At 64.0% G+C, this 10646-nt stretch carries 11 protein-coding genes; 4 read left to right on the forward strand and 7 right to left on the reverse strand.

All coding sequences use genetic code 11. From position 1 onward, the window contains the following. Positions 1-25 precede the first annotated feature (25 nt). The gene (locus tag Q7V20_RS04350) at positions 26-760 is read left to right on the forward strand and encodes a Smr/MutS family protein (protein ID WP_304787568.1); all 735 of its coding nucleotides are present in this window, start codon (positions 26-28) and stop codon (positions 758-760) included. 8 nt (positions 761-768) lie between these two features. Here the strand turns inward: Q7V20_RS04350 and Q7V20_RS04355 are convergent, their stop codons facing one another. From Q7V20_RS04355 to Q7V20_RS04365, 3 genes are read right to left on the reverse strand one after another with little or no spacing between them, the layout of a single operon-like run. Then, positions 769-1128, reverse strand: a complete 360-nt coding sequence (locus Q7V20_RS04355; RefSeq protein ID WP_304787587.1) for a group II truncated hemoglobin — start codon at positions 1126-1128, stop codon at positions 769-771. A 29-nt stretch (positions 1129-1157) separates the two neighbouring features. After that, positions 1158-1967, reverse strand: coding sequence for a MinD/ParA family protein (locus Q7V20_RS04360; protein ID WP_304787569.1), 810 nt, complete (start codon positions 1965-1967; stop codon positions 1158-1160). Further along, positions 1942-2787: a GGDEF domain-containing protein gene (locus Q7V20_RS04365; RefSeq protein ID WP_370652400.1), complete on the reverse strand. Its 846-nt coding sequence runs from the start codon at positions 2785-2787 to the stop codon at positions 1942-1944. The genes Q7V20_RS04360 and Q7V20_RS04365 overlap by 26 nt, the downstream gene beginning before the upstream one ends. A gap of 194 nt (positions 2788-2981) precedes the next feature. On the opposite strand from Q7V20_RS04365, the gene Q7V20_RS04370 reads away from it, so the two are divergent. Genes Q7V20_RS04370 through Q7V20_RS04380 form a run of 3 tightly spaced genes read left to right on the forward strand, consistent with a single transcriptional unit; the run spans position 2982 to position 5640 of the window. Beyond that, positions 2982-3809 (forward strand): CheR family methyltransferase, encoded by an 828-nt coding sequence (locus Q7V20_RS04370; protein ID WP_304787571.1) that lies wholly within the window; start codon positions 2982-2984, stop codon positions 3807-3809. Positions 3810-3822: 13 nt separating this feature from the next. Then, complete coding sequence (cheD, locus tag Q7V20_RS04375) at positions 3823-4527, forward strand: chemoreceptor glutamine deamidase CheD (RefSeq protein ID WP_370652401.1); 705 nt, start codon at positions 3823-3825, stop codon at positions 4525-4527. 15 nt (positions 4528-4542) lie between these two features. Next, entirely contained in the window at positions 4543-5640 is a 1098-nt protein-coding gene (locus Q7V20_RS04380; protein WP_304787575.1) for a chemotaxis response regulator protein-glutamate methylesterase, read from the forward strand. A 7-nt stretch (positions 5641-5647) separates the two neighbouring features. On the opposite strand, the gene Q7V20_RS04385 is transcribed toward Q7V20_RS04380, so the two are convergent. From Q7V20_RS04385 to groES, 4 genes are all read right to left on the reverse strand, one after another. Next, positions 5648-7852, reverse strand: a complete 2205-nt coding sequence (locus Q7V20_RS04385) for a patatin-like phospholipase family protein (RefSeq protein WP_304787577.1) — start codon at positions 7850-7852, stop codon at positions 5648-5650. 83 nt (positions 7853-7935) lie between these two features. Continuing rightward, positions 7936-8469, reverse strand: a complete 534-nt coding sequence (locus Q7V20_RS04390; RefSeq protein ID WP_304787579.1) for an outer membrane beta-barrel protein — start codon at positions 8467-8469, stop codon at positions 7936-7938. A 226-nt stretch (positions 8470-8695) separates the two neighbouring features. Next, positions 8696-10345 (reverse strand): chaperonin GroEL, encoded by a 1650-nt coding sequence (groL, locus tag Q7V20_RS04395; protein WP_304787582.1) that lies wholly within the window; start codon positions 10343-10345, stop codon positions 8696-8698. A 60-nt stretch (positions 10346-10405) separates the two neighbouring features. Next, positions 10406-10646: co-chaperone GroES (groES, locus tag Q7V20_RS04400; protein ID WP_304787584.1), on the reverse strand; the 241-nt coding region annotated here is incomplete at its 5' end.

Raw genomic sequence — 10646 nt, forward strand, 5'->3', positions numbered from 1 at the left:
TCGGGCATGAGGTAGGCTTGGCACTGTGAGCCCAGCCCGCAAGTCCTCCACCAACACGCCCCTGAGCGACTTCGCCGACCTCAAGCGCGCTTTGAAAAAAGCCGCCAAAGAGGCGGCCGCCAAGCTCGCGCAAGAACAGGCCGAGCGTGCCACGCGCGAGGCCGAGCAACGCGCCCACGAGCTGGAACAAGAACTGTTCAAGCACGCGGTGGGGCCGGTCTACGCCATGGCCCCCAACGGGCGCACCGTGGGCTCCAGCGCCACGCGCCCGGCGCCCATCCCCAAGCTGCGCCAGCAAGATGAAGCCTCGGTGCTGCGCGAATCCCTGTCGGATGAGTTCGACGTGGAAAGCCTGCTCGAAACCGACGAATCCCTGTCCTTCCGCCGCCCGGAAGTGGGCCAGGACGTGACCCGCAAGCTGCGGCGCGGCGTGTGGGCGGTGCAGGGCCACCTGGATTTGCATGGCCTGCGCACCGACGAGGCCCGCGAGCGCGTGGGCGCGTTCTTGCGCGAGGCCCAGACCAAAGGCTGGCGCTGTGTGCGCGTGGTGCATGGCAAGGGCCTGGGATCGCCCGGCAAGCTGCCGGTGCTGAAAGACAAGGTGCGCCGCTGGCTGGTGCAAAGCGACCGCGTGCTGGCCTTCGTGCAGGCGCGTGGCGACGATGGTGGCGCTGGCGCCCTGGTGGTGCTGCTGAACCCCGGGGGCAAAAGCCCTGCCCCGCCCAGAACGCCAAAACCCGCACCCAAAGTCGCCAAATAGGCCGGCCTTCAGACGCCCTGGTTGCGCATCCAGTCTGCGGTCTGGAAGAAGGATTTCTCCAGCCGCTCGGCCAGCACCGGATCCACCTCCACCTCTTGCATCGCCTGGAACATGCAGGCCAGCCACTGGTCGCGCTCCAGGATGCCGATGGAAAAAGGCAGGTGTCGGGCGCGCAGGCGCGGGTGGCCAAATTGCTCAACGTACAAATCGGGGCCGCCCAGCCAACCGCTGAGGAACCAGTAGAGCTTGTCGCGGGCATCGCTCAGGCTGGTGCCATGGGCCTGGCGCAGTTCCTTGTAGGAGGGCTCCAGGTCCATCAGATCGTAGAAACGATCGACCAGGGCGCGCACCTTGGCATCGCCGCCCATCACTTCATAAGGGGTCGGGGCTTGGGCAGTCAACGGGGGGTGAGCTTGGTGGCGATCTGAACGATGCCTTGGGCGGCGGGGCTGCCGGGCATCAGCTCCATCAGCAACTGGCGCTTCTGGATGGCCTGGCGCACGGCCGGGTCGGTCGGGACTTCGCCCAAGAAGTTGAGCTTGGGCGCGGCGCCGTTGGCGCCTTGCACAAAGCGATCGACCACCGTCTGCAACTGGGTGCAGATGGCACGGCCCTCGCCCGCACGGCTGACCTGGTTGACCACCAGGTGCAGGCTCTCGCGCGATTGTTGCGAGGACAGCACCTTGATGGTGGCGTAGGCGTCGGTCATGGAGGTGGGCTCAGGCGTGGCCACCACGATGATCTCGTGGGCCAGCGACACGGCGTACAGCACCACGTCAGAGATGCCTGCGCCGGTGTCGATGATCAGCACGTCAAAGCGCGGCGACACCGTCTCGATGATGTGCTGCAGCTGGTCGCGCACTTCAGGCGTCAGACGGGAGTATTCAACCAGGCCGGAGCCGGCCAGCAGCACCGAAAAGCCACCGGGCGCAGGCAGGATGGCTTCTTCCAGCTGGGCCTTGCCGGTGAACACATCGTGCAGCGTGATCTTGGGGTACAGGTTCAGCACCACGTCCAGGTTGGCCAGGCCCAGGTCGGCGTCCAGCACCAGCACGCGCAGGCCTTGGCGCGCCAAGGCGGCGGCCAGGTTGGCGCTGACGAAGGTTTTGCCGACGCCGCCTTTGCCGCTGGTGACCGCCAGGGTGCGGGCCAGGCGCGGCGTGGCCACCGGCTTGGACGTTTCAGGGTTGGAAGTGGGGCTGGACATGGTGACCGTCATTCCGTGTTTTCGGCGCAAAGTCGACTGGACCTGAGTCCGCGATGAAGTCGGATTGCGCAAATCCGGCAAATAACAAACTTTTCTCTTCGGCGCTGACCACCGTGAGCGGTGGCATTTCAAGGCAGGTGCGGTTGCGACCTTCGGTTTTGGCGCGGTAGAGCTGCTGGTCGGCGCGCTCGCACCACAGGCTGGCCGATGAGCGCACCCATTGCGGCGCGAAGGCCCCCCCGATGCTGATCGTGATCGACAGTTGCTGTCCACCAATCACCACCACGGGCGACGTGGCCACTTTGTGGCGCACACGTTCGGCCACGGTCTGGCCAAAGGCGGGCGGGCAGTTGGGCAGGATGATGGCGAACTCTTCGCCGCCGATGCGGGCCACGGTGTCCATGGGGCGCACGCAATCTTGCAGGGACGCGGCCACCGATTGAATGACGACGTCGCCAGCGGCGTGGCCGTGGGTGTCGTTGACTTTCTTGAAATGGTCGATGTCGACCATCAGCAGCAGGGCGGGCTCGCCAATGCGGGCCACCCGGTCGACCTCGCGGCCAATGGCGGCCTCGAACAGCCGACGGTTGGACAGGCCGGTGAGCACATCGCGGCTGGAAATCTCGCACAGGCCATCGACCACCGACTGCAGCCACGGCTGCGAACCCATCGCCAGGCCTTCAGGCAGGCCCCAGCCGGCCTGGGCCAGCAGGTTCAGCGCCGACTCCAGCCTCATGCCCGCGCAAAACGAGCCTTCCAGGGCAGCTAAAGGGGCGAAATCGGAAGTGATGGGCGGCTCCATACCTGCTAAGAGATCCATGAGCCAGTCTATCAGGGCGCTTTGGGGTGATGGGCCAATGAGACACGGTTTCACGGCCCAACTCCACGGCTGGAACCCTGTTACCACCCCCATCCTCAAGCCAGCGTCCTGTTTGCCGATATCAAGCTGGGGCGCCGAGCAAGTCGTCCGCTGATTTCACGCAACCTGCCAGAGTGCCTTCTATGTCGGATTCCATGGGTTTGGTCACTGACCGCGAGTTTTCCTTCAACGCGAAGGACTTCTCCCGGGTGCGCTCCCTGATTTACCAGCGCGCCGGTATCAGCCTGCACGACGGCAAACAGGCCATGGTGTACAGCCGCTTGTCACGCCGCCTGCGCGACACGGGCTACAACTCCTTCGAGCAGTACCTGCAGTGGCTGGAAAGCGCCTCGGGCGCGCCCGCCCAGCAGGAGTGGCAGGAGTTCGTGAACTGCCTGACCACCAACCTCACCTCGTTTTTCCGCGAAGAGCACCATTTCCATGTGCTGGCCGAATGGCTGAGCGCGCGTGGCCCGCAGCCCACGCGCATCTGGTGCTGCGCCGCATCGACCGGCGAAGAGCCCTATTCGCTGGCCATGACCGTGGCCGAGACCCTGGGCCTGCACGCCCCGGTCAAGATCACCTGCAGCGACATCGACACCAATGTGCTGGCAACAGCCTCACGCGGGGCCTACGACGCCAATGCGCGTGGTTTGAGCCCGCAGCGCCTGCGCCAGTATTTTTTAAAAGGCAAGGCCTCCAACGCCGGCCAGATCCGCGTCAAGCCCGAGCTGGCGGCCATGGTCGAGTTCAAGCCCTTCAACCTGATGCAGGAGCAGTGGCAGTTGGGCGAACCCTTCGACATCGTGTTCTGCCGAAACGTGATGATCTATTTCGACGCGCCGACCCAGCGCAAGGTGCTGGAGCGCATCCACCGGGTCATGAAGCCCAAAGGCAAATTATTCGTGGGGCATTCGGAAAATTTCACCGAATCGCGTGACCTCTTCCTCTTGCGAGGCAAGACGGTCTACGACAAGGTTTGATGGATTCACCATGATGAGCACGACTCCCTCCAGCGCTCTGCGCCCCGGCACACCGCCCCCCGGCTTCGCGGCCAGTCTGGGCGCCGCCGCGGCCCGCAAGGACCGCCTGGGCGCCCTCAAGGCGCGCGTCACCAAACCTGGTGAAGCATCCTTCTTTTTTTACGATGCGCACTTCCAGAACGAGGCCGTCAAGATCCTGCCAGGCGAGTACTTCGTGTATGACGAGGACATCATCATCATGACCACGCTGGGCTCGTGCATCGCCACCTGCCTGTGGGACCGCAACGCCCGCATCGGCGGCATGAACCACTTCATGCTGCCCGACAACGGCGGCGGCACCAGCGACTCGGGCCGCTACGGCTCATTCGCGATGGAACTGCTGATCAACGAAATGCTGAAGATGGGCGCCTCGCGCATGACGCTGGAGGCCAAGGTATTTGGCGGCGGTGCCGTCATCAGTGGCATGAGCAGCCTGAACGTGGGCGAGCGCAACACCAACTTCGTGATGGACTACCTCAAGACCGAGCGCATCCCCATCGTCTCGAAAGACGTGATGGACATCTACCCGCGCAAGGTGTGCTTCTTTCCGCAAAGCGGCAAGGCCATGGTCAAACGCCTGGCCGCCAGCAACCCGGACGCCATCGTGGCCCAGGAACGCATCGCTGCGCAAAAAGCCGCTGCCCCTGCCGCAGCTGGTGGTTCGATCGATCTTTTCTGAGCAGGGAGCACAACAATGGCAAAGATTCGAGTGGTGGTGGTCGACGATTCGGCCCTGGTTCGCAGCCTTCTGACCGAGATCATCAACCGCCAGCCCGACATGGAATGCATCGGCGCGGCGGCCGACCCGCTGGTGGCGCGCGAGATGATCCGCAACCTCAACCCCGATGTGATCACGCTGGACGTTGAAATGCCCCGCATGGATGGCATCGACTTCCTGGCCAAGCTGATGCGCCTGCGGCCCATGCCCGTGGTGATGGTGTCCACGCTGACCGAGCGCGGCGCCGAGGTCACGCTCAAAGCCTTGGAGCTGGGTGCGATCGACTTCGTGGCCAAGCCCAAGATCGGGGTGGCCGATGGCCTGCGCCATCTGCAGGACGACATCACCGACAAGATCCGGATCGCTTCAAAGGCGCGCATCAACCGGCTTCATGCACCTGCCCCTGCTGCTGGCGCACCAGGCCATGACCCCAAGGCGGTCGCCCGCCCGGTGTCGGCCAGCCTGGGCCGCCTGTCCACTGAAAAAATCATCTTCATCGGCGCCTCCACCGGCGGCACCGAAGCGACCAAGGAAGTGCTGATCACCCTGCCCGCCGATTCGCCCGCCGTGGTCATCACCCAGCACATGCCCCCGGGTTTCACGCGCAACTACGCGGCGCGCCTGGATGGCCTGTGCAAGATCAGCGTGAAGGAAGCCGTGGACGGCGAACGCATCCTGCCCGGCCACGCCTACATCGCCCCGGGCGGCATGCACCTCAGCGTGGAACGCTCGGGCGCCAACTACCTGGCCCGCGTGCAAGACGGCGATCCCGTCAACCGCCACAAGCCCAGCGTGGAGGTGCTGTTCAAATCAGCCGCCCGCGTGGTCGGCCCCAACGCGGTGGGCATCATGCTGACCGGCATGGGCGCCGACGGTGCCACCGCCATGCGCGAGATGCGCGATGCAGGGGCCTATTGCGTGGCCCAGGACGAAGCCACTTGCGTGGTCTTCGGCATGCCGCGCGAGGCCATTGCGGCTGGCGCGGTGCAAGAGGTGCTGCCCTTGACCAAGATCACCGGCCACCTGATGGACCACCTGCGCGCCACCGCGGGCCCCGCCCTCAGCCGCGTCTGAACATCGATCAAGGGCGTCCCACGAAGATCATCAAGGTCGACCCCACGCGCGGGCTGTAGACCACGGCGCTGTACACCGGCCCGAAGGCGGTGTCCGCGCCCAGGTACAGGCTCATGCCTTTGCGCAAACCGCCATCGCCACGGTCAGAGGGGCGCTCCCAGGCATTGCCCACTTCCAGGCTGGTGCCCAGCACCAGGCCACGGGTCAGGTACAAATTGGCCACGCGCTGTTGATACCCCAAGCGCAACAACGCGATCTGCGAGCCACTGACCTGGAATGGCTCATAGCCCGACAACTGCTGGAAACCGCCCAGGCCATAGCGTGGCGTGCGCTGCTGCGCGCCATCGGACAGCCCGATGCGGGTGTAGGCGCTCAAGGTGTGCACGCCCCATGAGCGCGCGCCTTGGGCCTGGGCCTCAAAGTAGTTGAGCTTGCCGCTCTCGGCCAGGCCATGGCCAAAGCTGCGCCCCTTCATCCAGTTGGCTTCCACACGCCAACCATGCGTGGGGAAAAAAGCGTGGTCAAGTTGATCGAACACCGCGCTGAGGTGCCAGCCACGCTCGGTCCAGCGCAAAGGTGATGTGGGCCCGGCATAGCTGGCCAGGGCCAGGTCAGGGTCATCGCGGTGGGCCTCATCCACCCAACCCACGCGGACCTCGCCCAGTTCGCGCCAGGTGGTGCCCACGTCCAGCGTCACGCTGCGCCGCTTGCGTTCCAGCTCCGCCGACAAAGGCCCCTCGGGGTCGTCGTGCAAGGACAAGCGTCGGCTTTGCAGCGAGGCTGAAGCCGACACGAAGCCGCGCAAGCCATCCGGCAGCTTCCAGTCCATGGGCCGGTACCACTCGGTGCCCAGGGCGGGCGAGGTGCCCACCCTCACGAAGTTGCGCCACTCGCTGCCATGCTCGTCCAACCAATGGCGGTTGTGCACCAGCTTGAGGTTGAACAGGCTGCGGCCCCGGCTGTCGGCGCTGAAGTCCAGGCCGATCTGCAGGTAGTTGGGCCCCCAGGGCTTGTCCTCCAGATCGAACACCAGCCCTTCGGCGCCCTCAGGCGTGCGCACCAGGCGGTAGTCGGCGCGCAGGTAATCGCCCGTGGCCGCCAGCCGCGTGGCATCGCGCTCGGCCTTGCCGATGTTGAAGGTGTCGCCAGCCCGGGTTTCCAGGATGTCGTCGCGGCTCTCAGGCTTGGTCTGCTTGCTGCCTTCGAAGCGCACGAAGCTCAAGGGCGCCGGGGGCGTGATCTTCTGCTGACGCCTGGACTTCCAACGGGCATAGTCAGCCTCGCTGAGCTTGAGGTCCTGCATGCGCAACACCAGCGCTTCGGCCTGCAGCTGGCCCAGGGCCACGAACTCGGCGCCGCGCTCGAAATCGGCGGCGGTCAGGTTGTCCAGTGTGGGCGCGATCAGCACATCGTCGGGCTTGAGGCTTTGCAGGCTGCGCTGCACGTTCTGCTCGGTCAGGATGTTGATCATCTGCGCCGTCACGCCCGTGAAGGAATTGAGCGTGTCGCGCTTGGACAGAGGCGTGCCGATGTTGACCACGATGAGGCGTTGCGCACCCATGTCCCGGGCCACGTCGACCGGCGTGTTGTTGACCAGGCCGCCATCGCCCAGGATGCGGCCATCCACCTCGACCGGGGCGAACACGCCCGGCACCGACATGCTGGAGCGCAGCACCGTGGCCAGATCACCGCTGCCCAGGATGACGGGCTGGCCGGTTTCCATGTCGGTGGCCACCGCGCGGAACGGGGTGGGCAATTGATCGAAATCGGTGAACTGCCGCGATGGCAAGGTCATGCGCCGCAAGTGCGACTCCAGGCCCCGGCTGGACACGGGCCCCAGCGGCGCCTTGAGCCCCGTGGCATCAATGCCCACCTCCAGCAGAGGCGAGACCTCGAAGTCCTGCCCTTTGCGGCGCTGCGACAGCTCGCGCCGGTCGACTCGGCTGGCGAACACATTGCCCCAATCCAGGCGCAGCACCTCGGCCTCGATCTGCTCGGCAGACAGGCCGCTGGCATACAGCCCCCCCACGATGGCGCCCATGGAGGTGCCCGCGATCACATCGACGGGGATGCGCTCACGCTCCAGTACCTTGAGAACGCCCACATGGGCCAGACCACGCGCACCGCCACCGGACAAGACCAGGCCAATGCGGGGACGGGTTTCTTCAGCCTGCTGGGCACCGCACGTCAGCGGCACCAGCCAGGCCAGCATCCAACACCCTGTGAGAATCTGTTTTGCACAACGCAGCTTCATGCAGCCATTGTGCAGGGTGTCGGACCAGGGTCAGCGCAGACTCAGAACGAGAATTGGATGCCGCCAGAGACAGCGTTCAGCGAACCATCGCTGCCACCGACTTCAAACGAAGTCAGGTCGATCGCGCCAACGATCTTGAGGTTCTTGGCCACGGCGTATTCAATGCCAAAACCGGCGTACAGCTTGATGGCGCTGTCGGAGTTGTTGCCGGCGATGCCGCTGGGATCGGTGCTGACGTTGGCCAGGCCCAGGCGGGCGATGCCCGACCACTTGGGCGAGAAGTCCCAGTGGTAGGCACCGTTGACGATGAAGGCGGACACGTCAATGGCCCCCAATGTGAATGGGCCGCCGTTGATGGTGGTGCTGCCAAAATCAATGTAGGCCGCTTCAATCGAAACGTGGGGGGCCACGGTGAAACCACCGTAGATCTTGAACGCTGTATCGCTGGTGTCGCAGCTGGCGCCTGGCAGGCAGTCAACACTGAAGTTGCTGAAACCCACCGTGCCGCCCACATAGGCTTGGGCAGAAGCAGCACCGGCGAACATCGTCATGGCGGCAAAGGCCGCAACAGACATCAAATTTTTCATTGGTCAGTCCCGTGATCGTTGGAAGAACAGCAACATCGCTGATCGCGGGAGTCTGGAGGTCAGGTTCGATTTCCTGAACCGCCTGTTCCGGTGGGAATTGTCGCAAACGGTTAACGGTGCTCGAATAAACAACGACATCCGACACACCATGAAAAAAGGGCCGCATCGCTGCGGCCCTTTTGATGACAAGAGCTTGAAAAGCTCAGGCCGGCATTTACATGCCCATGCCGCCCATGCCACCCATGCCGCCCATGTCGTGGCCGCCACCGCCAGCAGGCGATTCATCCTTGGGGGAATCAGCCACCATGCATTCGGTCGTCAGCAGCAACGAAGCCACGGAGGCTGCGTTTTGCAGAGCCGTGCGCGTGACCTTCGTGGGATCCAGGATGCCCATTTCGATCATGTCGCCGTAGGTGCCGTTCGCGGCGTTGTAGCCGTAGTTGCCCTTGCCACCCAACACAGCGTTCACGACCACGCTGGCTTCGTCGCCGGCGTTGGACACGATGATGCGCAGGGGTTCTTCGATGGCGCGCAGGATCAGCTTGATGCCAGCGTCTTGATCGGCGTTGTCGCCCTTGATCTCGCCAGCAGCTTGCTTGGCACGCAGCAGGGCCACGCCACCACCGGCCACGATGCCTTCTTCCACCGCAGCGCGCGTGGCGTGCAGGGCGTCTTCAACGCGGGCCTTCTTTTCCTTCATCTCGACTTCGGTGGCAGCACCGACCTTGATGACGGCCACACCGCCGGCCAGCTTGGCCACGCGTTCTTGCAGCTTCTCGCGGTCGTAGTCGCTGGTCGCTTCTTCGATCTGGATGCGCACTTGCTTGACGCGGGCTTCGATGTCACCAGCGGCGCCAGCGCCGTCGATGATGATCGTGTTTTCCTTGCCCACTTCGATGCGCTTGGCTTGGCCCAGGTCGGCCAACGTGACCTTGTCCAGGGACATGCCGACTTCTTCAGCGATGACCTTGCCGCCCGTCAGGATGGCGATGTCTTCCAGCATGGCCTTGCGGCGGTCGCCGAAGCCAGGGGCCTTGACAGCCACGACCTTCAGGATGCCGCGGATGGTGTTGACCACCAGGGTGGCCAGTGCTTCGCCGTCGACTTCTTCAGCGACGATCAGCAGCGGACGGCCAGCCTTGGCAACTTGCTCCAGCGTGGGCAGCAGGTCACGGATGTTGGAGATCTTCTTGTCGTACAGCAGCACGAAAGGGTTGTCCAACAAAGCGGCTTGCTTTTCGGGGTTGTTGATGAAGTAAGGCGACAGGTAGCCGCGGTCGAACTGCATGCCTTCGACGACGTCCAGCTCGTTGGCCAGGCTCTTGCCGTCTTCAACGGTGATGACGCCTTCCTTGCCGACCTTGTCCATCGCGCTGGCGATGATTTCGCCGACGTCGTTGTCAGAGTTGGCGGAGATGGTGCCGACTTGGGCGATCTCTTTGGACGTGGTGGTGGGACGCGATTGCTTCTTCAGCTCGGCGACCAGGGCAGTCACTGCCTTGTCGATGCCGCGCTTCAGGTCCATCGGGTTCATGCCGGCGGCCACGTACTTCATGCCTTCGCGCACGATGGCTTGGGCCAGCACGGTGGCGGTGGTGGTGCCGTCACCAGCGTTGTCGGAAGTCTTGGAGGCCACTTCCTTCACGAGCTGGGCGCCCATGTTCTGGAGCTTGTCCTTGAGTTCGATTTCCTTGGCCACGGACACACCGTCCTTGGTCACGGTGGGGGCGCCATACGAGCGCTCGAGCACCACGTTGCGGCCCTTGGGGCCCAGGGTCACTTTGACCGCGTTGGCCAGGATGTTCACGCCCTCGACCATGCGAGCGCGGGCTTCACCGCCGAAAACGACGTCTTTAGCTGCCATTTGGAATTCTCCGGAAATGCTTGAATTGAATAGGGTGGTGCTTGAAGAAGAGGAGAAGGATTACTTCTCGACGACTGCGAACAGGTCGTCTTCCTTCATGACCAGCAGTTCTTCGCCATCGACCTTGACGGTCTGGCCGCTGTACTTGCCGAACAGAACGCGGTCACCGACCTTGACGTTCAGGGTGACGAAGTCGCCCTTGTCGTTGCGCTTGCCGGGGCCCACGGCCAGGACTTCGCCTTGGTCAGGCTTTTCAGCGGCGTTGTCAGGAATGATGATGCCGGAAGTGGTCTTGGTTTCT

This window comes from Aquabacterium sp. (assembly GCF_030652515.1).
GTDB lineage: Bacteria > Pseudomonadota > Gammaproteobacteria > Burkholderiales > Burkholderiaceae_C > Aquabacterium.

Excerpts from the sequence above, each read along its gene's own strand:
- Q7V20_RS04355 (WP_304787587.1), bottom strand. The coding sequence starts at position 1,128 with ATGGGCGGCGATGCCAAGGTGCGCGCCCTGGTCGATCGTTTCTACGAT.
- Q7V20_RS04360 (WP_304787569.1), bottom strand. The coding sequence starts at position 1,967 with ATGTCCAGCCCCACTTCCAACCCTGAAACGTCCAAGCCGGTGGCCACG.
- Q7V20_RS04365 (WP_370652400.1), bottom strand. The coding sequence starts at position 2,787 with ATGGATCTCTTAGCAGGTATGGAGCCGCCCATCACTTCCGATTTCGCC.
- Q7V20_RS04370 (WP_304787571.1), top strand. The coding sequence starts at position 2,982 with ATGGGTTTGGTCACTGACCGCGAGTTTTCCTTCAACGCGAAGGACTTC.
- cheD (WP_370652401.1), top strand. The coding sequence starts at position 3,823 with ATGAGCACGACTCCCTCCAGCGCTCTGCGCCCCGGCACACCGCCCCCC.
- Q7V20_RS04380 (WP_304787575.1), top strand. The coding sequence starts at position 4,543 with ATGGCAAAGATTCGAGTGGTGGTGGTCGACGATTCGGCCCTGGTTCGC.
- Q7V20_RS04385 (WP_304787577.1), bottom strand. The coding sequence starts at position 7,852 with ATGCTGGCCTGGCTGGTGCCGCTGACGTGCGGTGCCCAGCAGGCTGAA.
- Q7V20_RS04390 (WP_304787579.1), bottom strand. The coding sequence starts at position 8,469 with ATGTCTGTTGCGGCCTTTGCCGCCATGACGATGTTCGCCGGTGCTGCT.
- groL (WP_304787582.1), bottom strand. The coding sequence starts at position 10,345 with ATGGCAGCTAAAGACGTCGTTTTCGGCGGTGAAGCCCGCGCTCGCATG.